General features: G+C 72.4%; 9 protein-coding genes. 5 read left to right on the top strand and 4 right to left on the bottom strand.

The genetic code is table 11. The features are described from left to right. Nucleotides 1–377 precede the first annotated feature (377 nt). Genes ACIO52_RS25170 through ACIO52_RS25160 form a run of 3 tightly spaced genes read left to right on the top strand, consistent with a single transcriptional unit; the run spans nucleotide 378 to nucleotide 2334 of the window. Nucleotides 378–821, top strand: a complete 444-nt coding sequence (locus tag ACIO52_RS25170; RefSeq protein WP_218720935.1) for an HIT family protein — start codon at nucleotides 378–380, stop codon at nucleotides 819–821. Next, nucleotides 818–1660, top strand: a complete 843-nt coding sequence (locus tag ACIO52_RS25165; RefSeq protein ID WP_316573654.1) for a maleylpyruvate isomerase family mycothiol-dependent enzyme — start codon at nucleotides 818–820, stop codon at nucleotides 1658–1660. The genes ACIO52_RS25170 and ACIO52_RS25165 overlap by 4 nt, the downstream gene beginning before the upstream one ends. Continuing rightward, the gene (locus ACIO52_RS25160) at nucleotides 1660–2334 is read left to right on the top strand and encodes a Type 1 glutamine amidotransferase-like domain-containing protein (RefSeq protein ID WP_218720933.1); all 675 of its coding nucleotides are present in this window, start codon (nucleotides 1660–1662) and stop codon (nucleotides 2332–2334) included. The genes ACIO52_RS25165 and ACIO52_RS25160 overlap by 1 nt, the downstream gene beginning before the upstream one ends. Here ACIO52_RS25160 and ACIO52_RS25155 read toward each other — a convergent pair. Both ACIO52_RS25155 and ACIO52_RS25150 read right to left on the bottom strand, forming a co-directional pair. After that, nucleotides 2305–2808: a GtrA family protein gene (locus ACIO52_RS25155; RefSeq protein ID WP_402647215.1), complete on the bottom strand. Its 504-nt coding sequence runs from the start codon at nucleotides 2806–2808 to the stop codon at nucleotides 2305–2307. The genes ACIO52_RS25160 and ACIO52_RS25155 overlap by 30 nt on opposite strands. A 66-nt stretch (nucleotides 2809–2874) precedes the next feature. After that, a complete protein-coding gene (locus ACIO52_RS25150) occupies nucleotides 2875–3210 on the bottom strand; it encodes a hypothetical protein (protein ID WP_402647212.1) in 336 nt (111 codons plus the stop codon). 368 nt (nucleotides 3211–3578) lie between these two features. On the opposite strand from ACIO52_RS25150, the gene ACIO52_RS25145 reads away from it, so the two are divergent. Together ACIO52_RS25145 and ACIO52_RS25140 are read left to right on the top strand one after the other, a co-directional pair. Continuing rightward, complete coding sequence (locus tag ACIO52_RS25145; protein WP_402647209.1) at nucleotides 3579–4910, top strand: FAD-binding oxidoreductase; 1332 nt, start codon at nucleotides 3579–3581, stop codon at nucleotides 4908–4910. Between the two features lie 37 nt (nucleotides 4911–4947). Continuing rightward, on the top strand, nucleotides 4948–5232 hold the full coding sequence (locus ACIO52_RS25140; protein WP_218720929.1) for a GNAT family N-acetyltransferase: 285 nt from the start codon (nucleotides 4948–4950) through the stop codon (nucleotides 5230–5232). Here the strand turns inward: ACIO52_RS25140 and ACIO52_RS25135 are convergent. Both ACIO52_RS25135 and ACIO52_RS25130 read right to left on the bottom strand, forming a co-directional pair. Further along, entirely contained in the window at nucleotides 5229–18875 is a 13647-nt protein-coding gene (locus ACIO52_RS25135; RefSeq protein ID WP_402647206.1) for an amino acid adenylation domain-containing protein, read from the bottom strand. The two genes, ACIO52_RS25140 and ACIO52_RS25135, sit on opposite strands and share 4 nt — an antisense overlap. Then, nucleotides 18872–19585, bottom strand: coding sequence for a DUF6875 domain-containing protein (locus tag ACIO52_RS25130; protein ID WP_255588469.1), 714 nt, complete (start codon nucleotides 19583–19585; stop codon nucleotides 18872–18874). The genes ACIO52_RS25135 and ACIO52_RS25130 overlap by 4 nt, the downstream gene beginning before the upstream one ends. Nucleotides 19586–19915: the final 330 nt, after the last annotated feature.

Genomic DNA, 19915 nt, shown 5'->3' with positions numbered 1-19915 from the left:
AGCCGGGGAACAACGGGTCAGCCGACGTTACTTGCGAGTAGGTTCGGCTGAAATCCTCGCTACTGTACTCGGCTCGCGGTGAGCCTAGCCGAGATGCCCGTCACATCGGCGGGCTGGACCATCCACTGGGAAATAGGACAGACCCGACCCGTTTCGCCAAGTTGACGACCTTTCCGCACGGCGGCCGCGGCCCCGCGGCCATGATCACATTCGTCGCCGCAGGTAGGGCCGGACAAGACCGCACATGAAGGTGGGCTACTTACTTCCACGTCCGAATGCTGGTCAGCCGACCGGTTACTCGACATACGTGACGCGCGTCATGTCGGTGCGGGGTTCGGACTGTTGCGCGACCCACGCCACACCGTAGGGTCGTCGCTGTGAACGACTGCGTCTTCTGTCGGATCGTGGCGGGTGCCGCGCCCGCGACCAAGGTCTACGAGGACGACGCGGTGTGCGCGTTCCTCGACATCAGGCCGATCACCCGCGGGCACACCCTGGTCGTTCCCAAGCAGCACGCCACCGAGCTCGACGATCTCGCCCCCGATCTGGGCGCGACACTCTTCCGCACCGGGCACCGGCTCGCGCGCGCCCTGCGCCGTAGCGACTTGAGCAGCGACGGCGCCAATCTCATCCTCAACGACGGAATCGCGGCCTTCCAGACCGTCGGCCATGTGCACCTGCACGTGGTGCCGCGTAGACACGGGGACAAGCTCAGCTTCGCCAAGGGCTTCCTGCTGCGCCGCCCCCACGAACCGAACTCGACCGCGGCCGCGATCCGCGCCGGACTCACGGCGCTCGACGCTGAAGGAGCACAGGGATGACCGAGGGCACGCCCGACCGCGAGCAGCTGACCGACCTGCTCGCCCAGCAGTGGGAGGCCATCGGCATCCTGGTGGCCGACCTCGACGAGAAGGCGTGGCGCAAGCCGTCGCCGCTGCCGGGCTGGACGCTGTTCGACGTGGTCGCGCATGTGATCGGCACCGAGTCGTGGTTGCTCGGCGAGACCCCGCCCCCGCACGACCCGCTGCGGCCCAAGACCGACGTGCGGACCCTGCCGCACGTGCGCAACGAGGTCGCGGTGCTCAACGAGATCTGGATCGACCGACTACGCCCGCTGTCCGGCAAGCGGCTGCTCGCGCTGTTCGACGAGGTCACCGATCGCCGGCGAGCCGCCCTGGCCGCGATGGACGAGCAGGCCTGGCAGACACCGACCGTGTCGCCGGTCGGGCAGGTGCCCTACGGGCGGTTCATGCGGGTGCGCCTGTTCGACTGCTGGATGCACGAACTCGACCTCGCCGACGGCATCGGCCGCCCGGTATCCGAGGGCGGCGCGCGCGCCGAGACCGCCTTCGCCGAACTCACCATCGGGCTGGGCCGGGCCGTGGTGAAGGGGGCCAAGGCGCCCGACGGCGCGCGCCTGACCTTCGACCTCACCGGCCCGGTCACCCGGCAGATCCACCTCGGGGTGCTCGACGGCCGCGGCGCGGTGCTCGACGCCGCCGACGCCGAACCGAACGCCGTGATCAGCATGGATTCCGGGCTCTTCGCGCGCTTGCGCGGCGGGCGGACCACCGCCGACGCGCACCGTGACGAGGTCACCGTGACCGGTGACAAGGCCCTCGGCGAGCGCCTCGTGCAGAACCTGGCCTTCACCATCTGATGCGGTTGTTCCTGGCGTCCTATCGGTTCGGCGCCTTCGCCGACCGGCTCGCCGGGCTCGTCGGCGCGCCGGGCGGCCGGGTCGCGGTGATCCCCAACGCCTGTGACGCGTGGCCTGCCGCGTGGTCGTCGGCGGTGGCCAGTGACCTGACCCCGCTGCGGCAGCACGGGTACGCGCCGGAAGTGGTCGACCTGCGCGACCACCTCGGCGCGCCGGGTGAACTGGAGCGGCGTCTGCGCGCGTTCGCCATGGTGTGGGTGCGCGGCGGGAACACCTTCGTCCTGCGGGCCCAATTCGCCCGCAGCGGAGCCGATTCCGTGCTGCCCGCGCTGCTCGCCGAGGACGCGCTGGTCTACGCGGGCTACAGCGCGGGCGCCTGCCTGCTCGCTCCCGACCTGCACGGCCTGGAGACGATGGACGACCCCGCCGAGGTGCGTCCGGCCACCGGCGTCGAATCACGATGGGACGGACTGGGTGTGGTGGACCGTCCGCTCGTGGTCCATCTCGACTCCCCCACCGACCCTGACGGCGAGTCCGCGAAGCTGCTGGCCCGCTATCGCGCCGAGGGCACCCCGCACTGGGCCCTCACCGACGACGACGTCGTCCTGGTCGACGGCGACCGTACCGAGGTGCTGCGCGGCGGTTCAGCGCCCGGCGCCGACCGGATCCGCTGATCGCTTGCGCCGGAACACGATCCAGCGCATCGCGGAGTACATGTAGACGGCCTCGCAGGCCCCGGCGGCCAGCCGCGCGAGGTGATACTCCATGCCCAGCGCCACCAGACCGGAGCCGACCCCGAGGATGAAGGCCAGATAGTTCACCAGCACCACCGCCGCGTACACCACGGCCTGCGTACCCATCGGCGCGTGCGAGTGGAAGTTGAAGGTGCGGTTGAGCAGGAAGGCCAGGCCGAAGGCGGCGACATAGGCCAGCGTGATCGACACCGGTACCGGCACCCCGAGCCCGGTGTGCAGCAGCGTGAGCAGCAGCAGGTCGACACCGAAGGTGAAACTGTTGATCAAGCCGAAGCCGAGCAGCGTCGCGGGCACGATCCGGTCCAGCCCGAACGGCAGGCGGGCGACGACGGCCTCGCACCAGCGGGTGAACCGGTCGGCGATCGAGTCGGTGACACCCGCGTGCTGCTCCACGCCGTCAGCCTGCCAGCGCGAGATGACGCCGAGATGAGCAGTCGGCAAACGGGCGCGTGCGCCGCCTCAGTGCGGGACGGCGACGGCCACCGCGTGCGCGGTCGGCTGCTCGACGACCGGGCGGCCGAGCGCGGTCCAGGCGGCCAGGCAGCGGCGCCGGGTGAACTCGTCGGCCTCGGCGAGCAGCGCGTCCCGCAGCAGGCGCGGTTCGGCGGACCATTCACCGGCGATCTCGGCCAGCGCGCGGAGGCCGAACATGCCGGTGGCCTCCAGCGCGGACAGCCACTCCTCGTGTTCGCCGTCGCGCACCCGGCGCATGGCATCGGGGTCGATCCCGGCATCGGCGAACTCGGCGGCGAGCAGCGCGCCGACCAACTCGTTGCGGTCCTGCGGTTCCTTCATCTTCCGGCCCCTCCCGGCGAGTACGGTGCGACGCGGCGCGTCGGTGTGTGCGATGCGCGAGCGAGCGCACCGTAGAGCGGAATGCGAAACACGCCGGGTGCGCGACGGCCGATCGCCGACGGACACACCCGCTATGGGCATTGTGACGGGTTGGACGCCGTATACACCAACCGGGCGCGCCGGATCACAATCATGCGCAAATTCACTTGGTCGGGCGCACATCACGTCGGTCAGGTGACCAGCTCGCTCCCACGGCGGGTCAGCGCTGTTCACGAGTCCGGCCGGAGTACCGACGCGGGGTGGTCGTCGCGGGTTAATTTGAGTAGGTGGACGAGAGCAGGGTTGACCTCGAGTCGTTGATTTCCGCGGTGTCCGAGGGGGCTGTGGTCCTCGATCCCGATCTGCTGGCGGGGTACCGGCAGGACTGGGCGCGCGATCCGGACGCGGGCACGCCGCTGGCGGTGGTGCGGGCGCGCGACACCGCCGACGTGGTGGCCACGCTGCGGTGGGCGCACACGGGGCGGGTGCCCGTCGTGCCGCGCGGGGCCGGGTCGGGGTTGTCCGGTGGCGCGACCGCGGTGGACGGCGGGATCGTGCTCAGCACCGAGCTGATGCGCGCGATCAGCGTCGACGCGGTCACCCGGACCGCCGTCGTCGGGCCCGGGCTGCTCAACGCCGAGGTCAAGCGGGCCGTCGCGGCGGAAGGCCTGTGGTATCCGCCCGATCCGTCCTCGTTCGAGATGTGCTCCATCGGCGGCAACGCGGCGACCAACGCGGGCGGACTGTGCTGCGTGAAGTACGGCGTCACCACCGACTACGTGCTCGGCATGGAGGTGGTGCTGGCCGACGGGACCGCCGTGCGGCTGGGCGGACCGCGGCTGAAGGACTCGGCCGGACTGTCGCTGACCAAGCTGTTCGTCGGCAGCGAGGGCACGCTCGGGGTGATCACCGAACTGACCCTGCGCCTGCTGCCCGCCCAGCCGCCGCAGGCGACCGTCGTCGCGAGTTTCGGCTCGCTCACCGCCGCCACCGACGCGATTCTGGCCATCACCTCGACGCTGCGCCCGGCGATGCTCGAGTTCATGGACACCGTCGCGATCAACGCCGTCGAGGACGAGATGCGGATGGGGCTGGACCGCACCGCCGCCGCGCTGCTGGTCGCCCGGTCCGACGCGCCGGGCGAATTCGCCGCGCACGAAGCGCGGTTGATGGTGTCGCTGTGCGAGAAGGCCGGGGCGACCGAGGTTTTCGATACCGAGGACCCCGCCGAGGGCGAAGCCTTCACCGCCGCACGGCGATTCGCGATCCCCGCCGTGGAGCGGATCGGACCGCTGCTGCTCGAGGACGTCGGCGTCCCGCTGCCCCGGCTGGGTGATCTGATCACCGGGATCACCGCCATCGGGGAACGCAACGACGTGCTGGTCTCGGTCATCGCGCACGCGGGCGACGGCAACACCCACCCGCTGATCGTGCACGACCCCACCGACCCCGACAACACCGCCCGCGCGCACCGCGCCTTCGGCGAGATCATGGACCTCGCCATCGCGCTGGGCGGCACCATCACCGGCGAGCACGGCGTCGGCCGATTGAAGAAGGCGTGGCTGCCGGATCAGGTGGGTCCCGAGGTGATGGCGCTGACCCGCCGGATCAAGGACGCGCTCGACCCCGAGGGCATCCTCAACCCCGGTGCGGTGCTCTAGCGGAACAACCCGTCCCGGCACCGGGTTAGCATCCGGTATGACCACCAGGCTCGAGCACAACGTCGCCGATACCCGCTACGAGATCTATCACGACGACGTCCTCGCGGGATACGCCGACTACGCCGAACGGGACGACCCCAAGGTTCGCGATTTCCACCACACCATGACCTTCCCGGAGTACCGGGGCCGCGGCGTGGCCGCCGACGTGGTGAAGTTCGGCCTCGACGATTCCCGCGCCGCCGGCTACCAGGTCATCCCCACCTGCTGGTACGTGGAGAAGTACATCGCCGAGCACCGCGAGTACGCCGACCTGGTCGCCTAGCGCCGCAGGTAGCCCGCCAGGATCGGGCCGATCACGGCGAGCGCCTCGGGGCCGGTGAGCCGGTTGTGCTCGTGCCCGGTCTGATGGTCGATGATCTCGCCGCTGATGTAGGGGCGCCAGGTGTCGGCGTTGGGCGCGTAGCCGGGACGGGCGCTGGTGCTGCTGAAGAACAGCAGGTCGCCGTCGAACACGCCCGGCGCGTAGCCGGCGGCTTCGCGGACGATCTGCTGGTAGTCGGCGTAGAGCCGGCGCAGGTCCGCCGCGCTGATGGTGTCGAGGAGTCCGGCGGCCGGGTTGCCGGGGCCGGCGCCGACCTCGTTGTCGGCGCCGGGCAGCGGTGCGGCAGTACCCCGATACCCCGCGGAATCGGCCGACGACGCTGTCGGCGCGATTCGATCGACGGCGTCGGCGGCAGCGCCGGCGCGTAGTAGTCGGGCGGCTTGTTCGGCCTGGTCGTCGCCGCCGAGCCGGGCCGGATCGAGGCCGCCGAACTCGGCGAGCAGGGCCTGCATCGGCGGCATGTCCGCGGCGCTGGCCGGGTCGACGTCGGCCCGACCGTCCAGGACGATCAGCGCGTCGACCTGGGCGCCCCGGCGCTGGAGTTCCACCGCGAGCGCGTGGGCGATCGGGCCGCCCGCGGAGTAGCCGAGCAGCCGGTACGGTCCGTCGGGCTGGGTCGCCTGGATCTCGTCGGCGTAGTGCGCGACCCGCTCGCGCAGCGGCCGGTCGGGTCGTTCGGCCACGATCCCGGGTGATTGCAGGCCGTAGACCGGATAGCCGGGGTCGAGATGAGCGGACAGCCCCGCGTAGCACCAGGCGACGCCGATCGCCGGATGCACGCAGAACAGGGCCGGGCCGGTACCGCCGGAACGCAGCGGCAGCAGCGTCCGCAGGGCCGGATCGACGGGGGTGTCCCCGGACGCGGCGATCCGCTCGGCGAGCGCGCCCGGCGACGGGTCGCCGAACATCCACTGCACCGGCATCGGGAAGTCGAGCAGCTCGCGCACCTGCGCGACCAACCGGATGGCGACCATGGAGGTGCCGCCCAGCTCGAAGAAGTTGTCGTCCAGGCCGACCCGGTCGACATCGAGCACCGTCTCGAACGCGGTGACCACGGCGTGCTCGGTCGGCGTCACCGGCGGCCGGTACGGCAGGTCGACGCGGTGCGCGGGCGCGGGCGCGAGCGCGTGCACCACGGTGCCGGGTGGCGCGGTGACATCGAGCGCGCCGACCAGCAGGCCGGGGTCGGCGGTGACCGCGTCGAGCACGTCGACGAAGCGATGCGCGATGGTCGCCGCGGTCGATTCCTCGAACAGGTCGCGGGCGAAGGTCAGGGTGCCCGACATGCCCGCGGGCGCGCCGTCGGGACCGAACTCCTCGGCCAGCATCCACTCCAGGTCGAATTTCGCGCCGACCGGCGGCATCTCGATCGGCCGGACGTGCAGATCGGGCAGATCGAACGACTCCCGATCGAAGTTCTGGAAGACCAGCAGCACCTGGAACAGCGGGTGGTGCGCGGTGGACCTGGTGGGGGCCAGCACTTCCACGAGCTGTTCGAAGGGGACATCGGCATTGCCGAAGGCGTCCAGGTCGCCGTCCTTGGTCGCGGCGAGCAGCGCCTCGAAGGTGTCCGCGGACCGCACTCGGCTGCGCAGGACCAGGGTGTTGACGAACATGCCGATGAGATCGTCGAGTTCACCGGCGCCACGGCCCGCGATGACCGAACCGATCGCCACCTCCTCGGTCCCGGACAGCCGCGCCAGCAGGACCGCCAGCGCCGCGTGGGCCACCATGAACACGCTGACGCCGTGCCAGCGGGCCAGTTCGCGCAGCCGGATCTGGACGGTCGCGTCGATCTCGAATTCGACCAGTCCCGCCCGGTGGGTGAGGATCGCCGGGCGCGGATGGTCGCTGGGCAGCGCCGAGACCTCGGGCAGTCCCGCGAGGCGGTCGCGCCAGTACGCCAGCTGCTGATACGCCACGCTGCCGGGATCGTCCGCGTCGCCGAGTACTTCGTGCTGCCACAGCGCGTAGTCGGGGTACTGCAGCGGCAGCGGCGCCCACGCCGGGGCGGTGCCCGCGCGGCGCGCCGCGTAGGCGATCGCGACGTCGCGGGTCAGCGGTGCCAGCGACCAGCCGTCGGAGGCGATGTGGTGCATGGTGACCGCCAGGACCGACCGCTGCGCGGCGATCCGGAACAGGCCAACCCGCACCGGCACTTCGGTGGTGAGGTCGAAGCCCCGGGCGATCTCACCCGCCACCGCCGCCCGGATACCGTCCGGCGCGATCGCCGACACCCGCACCGGCACCCGGGCGTCGGTGCGCACATCCTGGTACGGGTCACCGTCGGCGTCGACGGGGTACACGGTGCGCAGCGATTCATGCCGGGCCGCGACGTCGTCGACCGCGGCGCGCAACACCACCGGGTCGATCTCGCCGTCCACCTCGACGGCGATCGGCACGTTCTGGGCGGGCGAATCCGGGTCGTAGCGGTTGAGGAACCACATCCGCCGCTGCGCGGCCGAGAGCGGAATCCGGTCGGAGCGCGGCCGTGGGCCCGGACGCGGGCCCGGCGGGCGCGCGTCGGCGCGGATAGCGGCGGCCAGCTCGGCGACGGTCGGCGCGTCGAAGACGGTGCGCACCGGAACGCGGGTATCGAGGGCCGCGCCGAGCCGGGCCGCGATCCTGGTCGCGATCAGCGAGTTGCCGCCGAGGGCGAAGAAGTCGTCGTCCAGGCCGACCTTCGGCACGCCGAGCAGGTCGGCGAAGGTGTCGGCCACCGCCCGCTCGGCCGCGGTGACCGGAGGCCGGAACCGGCCGGATCTGAGGTCGGGAGCGGGCAACGCGCGCCGGTCGAGCTTGCCGTTGGCGGTGCGCGGCAGCGCGTCGAGGACGACGAAGGCCGAGGGCACCATGTACGACGGAAGACGCAGCGCCAGCGCCGCTTTCACCGCGTCGACGTCGAGCGTTCCCGGCTGTTCGGGCACCGGGTAGGCCACGAGCAGTTCGCCGACGGCGGGGTCGGTGTACACGGCGACAGCGGCCTGCCGCACCGCCGGGTCCGCGATGAGCGCCGATTCGATCTCACCCAGTTCGATGCGCAGGCCGCGCAGTTTCACCTGGAGGTCGCCACGGCCGCGGTAGTCCAGCGCGCCGGCGCGGCGGCGCACGAGATCACCGGTGCGATACATCCGTTCGCCCGGCCCGCCGAACGGGTCGGCGACGAAACGGGCGGCGGTGAGATCGGCGCGGCCCTGGTAGCCGCGGGCGAGCGCGGGCCCGGCCAGATACAGCTCGCCGGTGACGCCATCGGGCACCGGGTGCAGCCGCTCGTCGAGCACCAGCGCGGCCAGGCCCGGAATCGGTGTGCCGATGGTGATCTCGCCGCCGGGCAGCAGCGGGCCCGCGCCGGTCGCCCAGATGGTGGCCTCGGTCGGCCCGTAGTCGTTGAAATGCACCCGCCCCGGCGCCGCCCACCGCTGCACCAGCTCCGGCGGGCACGGTTCGCCGCCGGTGACGATGGCCCGCAGGTGCTCGTGGTCGACGGTGTCCACCGAGCTCAGCGCCGAGGGGGTGAGCGCGATATGGGTGACCCGTTCCCCGGCGAGCAGCTCGCCGAGCTCGGCCCCGCCGTACGCGGTCGGCCCCGCGACCACCAGGGCGGCGCCCGCGCCCGTGGCCAGCAGCAGTTCCAGCACGGCGGCGTCGAAACCCGGCGAGGCCACGTGCAGTACGCGCGAGTCGCTGGTGATACTCATCCGTTCCCGCTGCGCGGCGACCAGATTCGCCAGCCCGGCGTGGGTGACCACGACGCCCTTCGGCCTGCCGGTCGATCCGGAGGTGAAGATGAGGTAGGCGGCGTGCGCCGGTCGCGGGGGTGCCAGGCGTTCGGCGGGGTCGATCGGCGCGGCCGACACGGTGAGGTCCCCCGCGACCTGGTCGTCCAGGAACAGCCACCGCAACGCGGGGATCGCGTCCGCGCCCGGCACCATCGATCCGGGAGCCCTGCCCGCTGCCGTCCGAGCGTCGAGCCACGGATCGACGGCGGTGGCGTCGCGGGTGGTGATGCCGAGGTGGGCGCCGGAGTCGGTGACGATCTGGGCGATGCGGTCGGCGGGATAGGCGGGGTCGACCGGGACGAAGGGCGCGCCGGTCTTGGCGACGGCCCAGACGGCGGTGACCGAGGCGGCGCTGCGGCGGACGGCGATGACCACGGGGGTCTCGGGACCCGCGCCGCAGCGGATCAGGGTGCGGGCCAAGCGGTTCGAGCGCTCGTCCAGGTCACGGTAGGTGAGGTGGGTCGGCCCGTCGATGACGGCGACACCGTCCGGGTTCGTGGTGACGGCGGCGGCGAGCAGATCGGGCAGGACGGCGGGGGCGACGACGGCAGGCAGTGCGGCACCGGGCAGGATCGTGCGCTCGCGGGCGTCGAGCAGGCCGATATCGCCCACCGGCACGGCGGGATTCGCGACGACGGCGCGCAGGATGCGCAGCCAGCGGTCGGCGAAGCGGGCGGCGGTGCTCGGGTCGAACAGGTCGGTCGCGTAGCCCAGGCGGACCGCCAATCCCTCGGCGCCGTCGTCACCGACGGTGACGCTGAGATCGAAGCGCAGGCTCTGCTGGTCCAGTTCGAGTGCCTCGACGCCCAGACCGGGTAGCGCGAACTCGGCGCGGCCCAGGTTCTGGAAGATCAGCATGGCCTGGATCAGCGGATGGCGGGCCGCCGAGCGGGTGGGTTCGAGCAGGTCGACGAGGTTCTCGAAGGGGACGTCGGCGTGGGCGAAGGCATCGAGGTCGGTACGGCGGACCCGGTCGAGCAGGTCGGTGAACGGCAGCGCGGCGGGCACCTCGGTGCGCAGCACCACCGTATTGACGAACATGCCGACCACTTCGTCGAGTTCGGCCACCCCGCGACCCGCGACGGGCGTGCCCAACGCGATGTCGGTGGTGCCCCCGAGGCGGGCGAACAGCACCGCCAGGGCGCTGTGCAGGACCATGAACAGCGAGCACCGGCGGGCGGCGGCGAGACGTTCCAGCCCGGCTCGCAGCTCCGGATCCACGGTGCGGGCGACGGTGCCCGCGCGCAGGGACGCGACCGGTGGGCGGGGACGATCGGCGGGCAGTTCCAGCCGGTCCGGGAGTCCCGCCAAGGTGTCGGTCCAATAGGCCAGCTGCCGCGCCGACAGCGCCTCGGGATCGTCGGGGCTGCCGAGCCGATCACGCTGCCACAGGGTGTAATCCGCGAACTGCACCGCCGGCGCCCGCCACGCGGGAGACGACCCGGCGGCGCGGGCGGCGTAGGCGGTCATCACGTCGCGCGCGAGCGGCCCCATCGAGGAGCCGTCGGCGCTGATGTGGTGCACCACCACGGCCAGCACGTGTTCCTGGGGACCGACGCGGAACAGCCGCAGCCGCACGGGAACCGCGGCGGCGACATCGAAACCCTCGGTGACACAGGCGAGGACGGCGGCCGCCAGGCGGGTGGGGTCGATGTCGGTGACCTCGATCCGGTCGGCGAGGTCGTCCGGCGCCACGACCACCTGGTAGCCGATGCCATCGTGGCCGGGGTACACGGTGCGCAGCGCCTCGTGCCGCTCGACCACGTCGAGCAGGGCCGCCCGCAGCGCGGCGAGGTCGAGCCGTCCGGTCAGCCGCAGCACCACCGGGATGTTGTAGGCGCCGGAGGCCGGGTCGTACTGGTTGACGAACCACATCCGCCGCTGCGCGGGCGCGAGCGGGATCCGGTCGGGGCGCGGCCCCGTGCTCGGCCCGCCGAGTACCCCGGCGGGCAGCGCGGCCGCACCGCCCAGCCGGGCCGCGAGCCCGTGCACGGTCGGCGCCTCGAACAGCAGCCGCAGCGGGACCTGTACGCCCAGCTCCGCGCCGAGGCGGGCGGCGACGCGCGTCGCGGACAGCGAGTCGCCGCCGAGGGCGAAGAAGTCGTCGTCGGCGCCGACCTCCGGGTGGTCGAGGACGGCGGCGTAGGCCTGCGCGACCAGCCGCTCGGCGCCGACCGGGGCGACGTACGGCGCGCTGGTGTGCTGGGGTTCCGGGAGCGCGCGCAGGTCGACCTTGCCGTTGCCGGTGACCGGCAGCGCGTCCAGGACCGTGACCGTCGCGGGCACCAGGTGCCGGGGCAGCCGCCGTACCAGGAACTCGCGCAGCGCCGTCGGGCTCGGCTCGGCCCCGGCGACCGGCGCGACATACGAGGCCAGCGTCTGGTCACCGGTCGGCCCGGGACGCGGGACCGTCACGGCGAGCGCGACGCCGGGCGCGGCCAGCAGCGCGGCGTCCACTTCGCCCGGCTCTACCCGGATGCCGTGCAACTGCACCTGGGAGTCGTTGCGGCCCACATAGTTCAGCCCGGTGGACGAGGTCCGGCGCACCAAGTCGCCGGTGCGATACATCCGCTCGCCGGGGGTACCGAACGGGTTGGCGACGAAGCGCTCCGCGGTGCGCGCGGCGGCGCCGGCATAGCCGCGGGCCAGGCCCGGACCGATCAGGTACAGCTCGCCGACCGCGCCTCGCGGCACCGGCCGCAGCCAGCTGTCGAGCACCGCGAGGCCGCACCCGGGGAGCGGGGTGCCGAGGTCGGCCGCGTCGTCCGGGGTCAGCGGCGCGCTCAGGGTCACCGCCACCGTCGACTCGGCGGGGCCGTAGGAGTTCAGCATCGTCCGGCCCGTGCCCAGGCGCGCGACGAGTTCGGGCGGGCAGGGCTCGCCGCCGGTCACGATCGCGCGGACCCCGGCGACGGCCGCGGTGGGCAGCGTGGTGAGGACGGCGGGCGGTGCGATCAGGTGGGTCACCCGATGATCGGTGATCACGCGGGCGAGCTCGTCGCCCGCCGTGGCCGTCGACGTGGCGACGACGAGTGTGGCGCCGGCGTGACAGCAGCTCAGCCACACCAGGACCGAGGCGTCGAAGGCGGGATTCATACACAGCAGGAAGCGGTCGCGTGGGCCGGGACGCAGCCGCGCGGCGACGCCGGTGACGAGCCCGCTGAGTCCCGCGTGGGTGACCGCGACGCCCTTGGGTGTGCCCGTCGAGCCGGAGGTGTAGATCAGGTACGCGGGATGCCCGGCGTGCAGCGGGCGGGTCCGGTCGGCGTCGGTCACCGGGTCGGCCGGGCGGGCGGCCACACGGGTGGCGACCGGGTCGTCGTCGAGCACCAGCCAGGACACTGTGTCCGGCAATGTCTTCCGGTGCGCGGCGACGGTGATGCCGAGCCGGGCGCCGCTGCCGTGGGCGACGGCGGCGATCCGGTCGACCGGGTGGTCGACGTCGACGGGCACGAACGCCGCACCCGACTTGGCGACCGCCCAAACGGCCACCAACCACTCCGGTGACCGAGGCATTGCGACCAGCACCGCGCCCTCGGGCCCGGCACCGTCGGCGATCAGGGTGCGCGCCAAGCGATTCGACTGCTCGTCGAGCGCGGCGTACCCGAGCTCGACCACCGCCGCCCTCGCGCCGAGTTCTAGCCCCGGCACCGGCCCTGACTCCGGTCCCTGCACCGGCACCTGCTCCGGCTCCAACCCTGGCACCGGCACCGGCACTTGCACCGGCCCCAGCCCCCGCTCCAGCACCTGCTCCGGCTCCGGCTCCGGCTCCGGCTCGGCAGTCGCACCGCCGGCGGATTCGCGCCCGGAAATATCGTCCGGCTCGAGCTCGTCGGACGCGCCGACTTTCACGGGCCCAGGTCCGCTCGCCTGAATCGCCTGCGCGACAGACGATCCGATGACGGCAGTCTGCCCTGCGGACACTCCGGCCGCCAGCAGTTCCGGCAGCAGCTGGATCGGCCGTGGCCGGGTGCGCAGGACCTCGGCGCCCGCGAGGCCGCGCACGGCGGCGACCGGGGTGGCCGGGTCGGCGAGGCAGGTGAGGATGCGGGACAGGCGATCCGCGAGCGCGGTGGCCTCGGCGTCGTCGAAGTACCGGTCCGAGCAGGTGAGGGAGAGGCGCAGGCCGGCCCGGTCGTGGGCGGCCAGGCACAGCGGGTAGTGGGTGCCGTCGCGGCCGTGGAAGTCGGTGACGCGCAAACGCGCCTGCGCCGAGGCCGCGCGCAGGGCCTCGGCGTCCATCGGGTAGGACTCGAAGACCATGCCGGTGTCGAACAGCGGGCCGAGCCCGGCCGCGGACTGGATCTCGGCGAGTCCCACGATGTGCCGGTCGACGAGTGCGCCCTGCTCGCGCTGGACGCGCGCCAGCAGCGCGCCGACCGGCTCGTCCGGGCGCAGGCCGACCCGCACCGGAATCGTGTTCACCAGCATGCCGACGATCCGATCGGCACCGGGCAGCTCGGGTGGGCGACCGGACACGGTGGCCCCGAACACCACGTCGGTGTGCCCGGTCAGTTCCGCCAGCAGCACCGCCCAGGCCGTCTGCACCACCGTGTTCGGGGTGATACCCGCCGCGCGGTGCCGGGCGAGCGCGGCGGCGTCCGCCGACAGCGGCACCTCCCGGCGCAGGTCGGCCGGTTCGGTACCGTGCGTCCGTGGGGCGCGCGCCGCGGTGACGAGGGTCGGGCCTGCGAGTCCGGCGAGCGCGTCCGACCACGCGGCCCGCGCGGCGACCCGGTCCTGACGGTCCAGCCACTCCAGATAGCGCTGGTAAGGCACCGGTTCGTCCAGGGGCGCGGTGCCGTCGTAGAGCGCGAGCAGATCACCCAGCAGCAGCGGCATCGACCAGCCGTCGAGGACGAGGTGGTGGTTGGTGACGATCAGGCGCATGTCGTCGGGACCGCAGCGCAGGCACAGGAACCGCAGCAGCGGTGGCTGTTCGGGATCGAAGGGACGGGCGAGTTCGGCCGCAGCGAGCGCCGCGCGGTCGGCCGGGTCGGCGTCGAGTACCCGCCACGGCACGTCGACCTCGTCGAGCACCACCTGCACCGCCCCGTTCGCCGTGGTGACGAACGCGGTGCGCAGCGCGGCGTGCCGATGCACGAGGGCCGTGGCCGCGCACCGGAGCCGCTCCAGGTCCACCGGGCCCGCCAGCGCGAACTCCGATTGCACGACGTACTTGTCGGTGTGTCCGGCGGCCAGCCGGGTGTGGAACAGCAGGCCCTGCTGCAACGGCGACAACGGCCAGACGTCCGCGATGCCGTCGTAGCGGTGCCGCCACCGGTCGAGCTCACCGCCGGTGACCCGCACCAGCGGCAGATCCGACGGTGTCAGTCCGCCCGCGCCCGGCGCGACCACGGCTCGGGCGATCGCAGCCAGCGCCGACACCCAACGGCGGGCGATCCGCTCCACCGTCTCGCGGGCGATGACCTCGGCGGGGAACCGCCAGACCGCCCGCACCACAGGATCTTCCGTGCTGTTCAGGGTCGCCGCGTCGATCGAGAGCACCGTGGACGCGGGCAGTTCGCCGTCACCGGCCCCGCCGAGCTGATCGGCCACATCGACCGGGAGCCAAGGTATTTCGGTGTCGGCACCGGAGATCTGGCCCAGATAGTTGAACCCGATCTGCGGACTCCCCGCCGCTCGCAGACTGTCGGCACCGGCGGGCCACAGATGCCGCAGCAGGCCGAACCCGAACCCGCCACGCGGCACCGCACGCGACTGCTCCTTCACGGCGGCCACCCAGGCCAGCGGTTCGGTATCGGCGCCGAGGTCGAGCGCGATCGGGAACTGACTGGTGAACCAGCCGACCGTGCGCGACAGATCCGCCCCGGGCACGACGGTCTCGTCGCGGCCGTGCCGTTCCAGCATGAGCAGCGCCGGACCTGGCTCGCCACGGTGCTCGCGCACCGCCGCGACCAGGGCGGCCAGCAGGGCTTCCTCCAGACCGCAGCGCAGCGCCGTCGGCAGGTGCTCGACCAGCGGGGCGACGGTCGCGGTCGGGATCACGATCTCGATGCAGTCGAGTCGCGCGCCGACGTCGCGGGCCGGGTCGAGGGCTCGCTCGCCCAGGCGCGGTTCGGGAGTGTCGAGGACGGCGCGCCAGTAGTCCAGCTGGTCGGTCCATTCCGCGGCGTCGGCCAGGCCGTCGAGTGCCTGCGCCCAGGTTCGCACGGAGGTGCCGACCGGCGGCAGCTGCACCGGAGCGCCCACCTCGACCGCGGTCCACGCGGCGACCAGATCGGCGATCAGGATGCGCCAGGACACCGCGTCGACGGCCAGGTGGTGTACGGCCAGGACCAACCGCCCACCGGGACCGCCCGGATCGAGCCACCCGGCGGCGAGCACATCGCCCCTGGTGGGGTCGAGCCGATCTACCGCCGCCGCTGTAGCCGCCGCGATGTCCGCGCGGGCGATCCGGGCGCGCGGGCGGTGGTCGACGAGGGTGGACACGTCGATCGTGCGGGGCGAGGCGACCTCGAGCCGATCGCCGTCGACGACGCGAACACGCAGCATGTCGTGCCGGTCGACGACGGCTTGCAGCGTGCGCACCAGCCGGGCACGATCGATGTCCGCGGGCAGCGCCAGCACCATGGTCTGGGCGAACCGCTGCCAGCCCGGCCGGGTCAGCAGCCAGTCCACGATCGGCGTCCGCCGCACCGAACCCACACCGCCACCGGGCAATTCGCGCAGCACCGTGCGCTCCCCCGGCACCGCCACGACGGCGGCCAGCTCGGCCGGGGTCGGATGCTCGAACACATCGCGCGCCGAGAAGACCAGATCGGCGGCGCGGCCCCGCGACACCAGCTGGATCGACAGGATCGAGTCCCCACCGAGCGCGAAGAACGACGCCCGCGCCCCCACCTCGGGGACCCCGAGCACCTCGGCGAACAGCGCGCACAGCGCCCGCTCCGGTCCCGCCGCGGCCGGTGCCGACGGCGCCACCGCGGGTTCGGGCAGCGCGCGCCGGTCGACCTTGCCGTTGCCGGTCAGCGGCAGCGAGGTGAGCACCGTGACCGAACTCGGCACCAGGTGTCCGGGCAGCCGGTGCAGGCAGAACTCGCGCAGCGCCGCGCCGTCGAGCTCCGTCGTCCCGTGCACCGGCACCACATACGACGCGAGCATGTCCCGCCCCGAGGCACCGGCCCGCACCACCGTCACCGCGAAGTCGACTCCGGGGCAGGTCGCCAGCACGGCGTCGATCTCCCCCGGTTCCACCCGCATCCCGCGCAGCTTCACCTGGAAATCGGTGCGGCCCAGATAGTCCAGGACGAAGGTGCCGTCGACGGCACGCCACCGGACCAGGTCACCGGAGCGGTACATGCGGGCACCCGGCGCGCCGAACGGATCGGCCACCATCCGCTGGGCGGTCACGCCCGCACGACCGGCGTAGCCCCGCGCCAGCCCCGGGCCCGCGATGAACAGCTCGCCGGGCGTCCCGGCGGGCACCGGGCGCAGCAGGTGATCGAGGACATGCAGCGTGACACCCGGCACGGGTGACCCGATACCCGTGGGCCGATCGGGCGCCAGCGGCGCGGTGAAGGTCGCCGCCACCGTGGTTTCCGACGGTCCGTAGGAATTGATCAGCGCGCGGCCGGTGCCGAACCGCGCCACCACCTCGGGTGGGCATGTTTCCCCGCCGGTGGACACCGCGCGCACGCCGTCGAGCGCGTCGGGCGGCAGCGACGACAGCACGGCGGGCGTGGAGCACAGGTGCGTGATCGCCGCCTCGTGGATCGCGGCAGCCAGTTCGGCGCCCGCGGCCGCGTCGGTGATCACCAGGGTCGCCCCCACGGTGAAGGCGACCAGCAGCTCGAGCAGGGACGCGTCGAAACTCGGGTTGAGACAGTGCAATACACGGGAGTCACGGTCCGCGCCGTAGGCGTCGCGGACGGCATCGGCCAGTCCGGCGATGCCCGCGTGGGTGACCAAGACGCCCTTGGGCGTACCGGTGGAGCCCGAGGTGAACACGATGTAGGCGGGGTTGTCGATGCGGGCCCGAGGCAACGGTTCGGTGCACGGATAGTCCTCGCCGAGCTCGTCGACGGCGATCCAGGTCACCGTGTCGGGCAGGTCCGCGCGCCGGTCCGACGTCGTAACACCCAGCCGTGCAACGCATTCCGCCGCCATGACCGCCAGGCGCGGCGCCGGATTCTGCACGCCGACCGGTACGTACGCCGCACCCGAACGCGCCACGCCCCAGAACGCCACCACCGACTCCACCGAGCGCGGCAGCGCGACCAGGACGGCGGCCTCCGGACCCGCACCAGCCGCGACCAGTCGATGGGCCAACCGGGCCGAAAGCCGATCCAGCGCACCGTAATCGAGAACGCAATCGCCGGCGACCACCGCCGTCGCCGCCGGACCCGCCGTGATCATCCCCTCGTCGAGCACATCCCCGAGCAGCCGGGGCGCGGGGGCGGGGGCACCGCGCAACCCGGCGCGCAGCGGCCGCTCGTCGGGCAGGAAGTAGTCGAGCGCGCGCACCTCGGTGGCCGGATCGGCGTCGATGATCGCGGCGAACAGCGCGAGGAACCGATCGTGGTGACGGGCCAGGGTTTCGGCGTCGTAGAGATCGGGGTTGGCGGTGAAGTCCACGTGGACAGGGCTGTTCGCGCCGTGCTGGTAGAAGTTGACGAACAGGTCCTCGATCGGGCCCGAGGTCAGCACGTGCAGGCTCGTCTCGACGTCGGTGAAGTCGACCTCGGTCGGGAACAGCATGATGTTCACGACCGGGCCGACGAACCCGCGTCCGCCCTCGGCGCCCCCGTCATGTTGGCGGATCTCCTCGTGCCGGAACTGCTGATGCCGCAGTGCGCCCGAGACCTCGACCCGGATGACCTCGACCAGCTCGGCGACGGTGCTGTGCGCGCGGACCGGCACCCGCAGCGGCACCACATTGGCGAGCATGCCGCCGGAACGGCGCAGCATGGCGGTGGTGCGGCCGGACACCGGCAGGCTCAGTACGACGTCCTCGGTGCCGGTGGCCTGCGCGTAGTAGACGGCGAGCGCGGTCATCACCAGCCCGGCCGTGCCGACGCCGTAGCGGGCGGCCGCCGCGTCCAGGCGCGCCTTCGCCGCGGGCGAGAGTTCGGCGCGGTGCTGGCGGCCGAGGGCGTGGGCGGGCGCGGGGGCGTCGACCAGACTGCACCGACGCGGCATCTCGGCGATCCGCTGCTCCCAGTACGCGGCGTCGGCGGCGCAGCGGGTGCTGTCGAGATAGCGCAGCTGCGCCTCGTGCACCGCACGCAGGCCCGCCGCGACGCTGGGCTTCGGCGGCTGCCCGGCTAGGGCCGCGTTGTAGAGCTCGGCGACCCGGTACAGCGCCGACGCCGACGCGAAACCGTCGATGACGATGTGGTGGGCGCGCGAATACCACAGCACCCGCTGCGGTGCGACGCGGAGCAGGGCCGACATGACCAGCCGGTCGCCGAGCAGATCGATCGGCGCCGCGACATCGGCGCGCATCCACCGGATCGCCTCGGCCTCGGGATCGGTGGCGTCGCTGAAGTCCAGGACGGCCATCGTCAGATCGATCCGCCGGTCGACGATCTGACGCGGGCCCTCGCCGGTGTCGACCAGCCGCAACAGCCCGGACTCGAACTCCCGGCTCACCTGCTGCGATACCGCGATCAGGAGGTCGACGTCGAGGGGGCCGCGCATGTCGATGTACTGCGCCTCGTACAGCGGCACCGCCGGGTCGAGCTGCTGGGCGTACCACATGCCCAGCTGGGCGGGCGAGAGCGGAAACTCCTCGACCGCTGCCGGATCCGGCGCCGGCGCGGTGGACAGTTCGCGGGTCATCGCCCGGCGCTCCCCGCACTGATCCCGTGCAGTTCCTCGTCGTAGTACGCGGGTACCTCGGTACTCGCGTTCGCGATGAGCCTGCCCACCACGACCCGGCGCACATGCGCGGGTAGGCCGGGCGCGAACTTCTTGACGTAGGCCGACATCCACTCCGGCCGCGCGATCAGGAACGGGAAGTCGGTGGCCATCATCGTGCGCACCACCAGCATCGGAATCGGCGAGTCGAGCGGGTGGTACTCCCGGTTCCACAGTCCCGGCTGGGTGCAGCCGGGGTAGAACTGCCCGAGCATGAGACCGCGTTCGACGAATTCCGATTTGAGCTGGTCGTGCAGGTCGTCGATGAGGGTGTAGTCGTGCAGCTCGGGCATCGCCGTCACCAGGCAGCGCAGCACGGCGGCGCCACCGACGTCCGGCGGCAGCTTCGGGAACAGTTCCAGCGCGTCGGACAACACCAGCCGCACGTAGGCGGGCCACGGTCGCGCGCCCGCGACCCGGCCGACCCAGATCAGGTCGCGGCGCATCGCCGGGCCGACGTACGGGCAGACCGGACCGTCGCGCCCGATCTCGCCGAGCGGCTGGGTCAGATGGTCGCGTGCCCAGGCGCGGACCCCGTCCAGGGTGGCCTGCGTGAAACGCGAGCTCTCGGTGGCAGTCGACAGGGGGTACCAGCTCATTCCCGAGCGGGATCCGAAAATTACCTCGGTCATGATTCACCTCGCCATATCACGAGGTCGAGCATTCTCCGAAGCATCGCCGTGCACGCGAGTAGCGGGCCACTCGAATATTCGAGGCAGCCCGGCCCATTGACGACTCCAGCGCTATGCACCATGTTGCCGACTCCTGCTATAGAAGGACAAAGGGCCAGCTCAAAGCCCTTTTCTACTCAGGAGGATTCGACATCGGCCACATTCGACGACCCCGACGGCTCAGTTGGATCCCACCTGTCTTGGTATATTGCACGGAGGCGGCGAAACGATTCGCGCCCAGGGCACGAATAAATAACCCTCTGGTGTCGAGAAAATTTCTCGGTCGCTTCT

It is taken from the genome of Nocardia sp. NPDC087230 (assembly GCF_044744725.1).
Taxonomy (GTDB): Bacteria; Actinomycetota; Actinomycetes; order Mycobacteriales; family Mycobacteriaceae; genus Nocardia; species Nocardia canadensis.
The sequence above is the reverse complement of the archived record's forward strand: the minus strand, read 5'-3'. Positions and strand labels throughout refer to the sequence as shown.